Annotated in this window: 1 rRNA gene; it reads left to right on the forward strand. The window is 62.6% G+C overall.

Going from position 1 to position 500, the window contains the following annotated elements:
- Positions 1-117: ribosomal RNA gene (locus ACTWQC_RS35800) — 16S ribosomal RNA — on the forward strand; the annotation flags it as partial.
- Between the last annotated feature and the right edge of the window lie 383 nt (positions 118-500).

Genomic DNA, 500 nt, shown 5'->3' on the forward strand with positions numbered 1-500 from the left:
CACCCGAAGCCGGTGGCCCAACCCTTGTGGGGGGAGCCGTCGAAGGTGGGACTGGCGATTGGGACGAAGTCGTAACAAGGTAGCCGTACCGGAAGGTGCGGCTGGATCACCTCCTTTCTAAGGAGCACTTCTTGCCAGGCCCTGGCTTGGTCAGAGGCCAGAACACCGGCGAATGTCCGGTGCTGGTTGCTCATGGGTGGAACGTTGACTACTCGGCACAGTGGGTTGGATCTGTCCGCTAGTACTGCTCTTCGGAGTGTGGAACGCGGGAGGGACGACTGCTGGGCCGGGCACGCTGTTGGGTGTCTGAGGGTGCGGCCGTGTGGCTGTTCCTTCGGTATGCCGGTCCCGGTGAACTCTGCGTGTTGGCGCGGGGGTGGTGGGTGGCTGGTCGTTGTTTGAGAACTGCACAGTGGACGCGAGCATCTGTGGCCAAGTTTTTAAGGGCGCACGGTGGATGCCTTGGCACCAGGAACCGATGAAGGACGTGGGAGGCCGCG

Source organism: Streptomyces sp. 8N616, from assembly GCF_052246385.1.
In the GTDB taxonomy this organism is placed as follows: domain Bacteria; phylum Actinomycetota; class Actinomycetes; order Streptomycetales; family Streptomycetaceae; genus Streptomyces.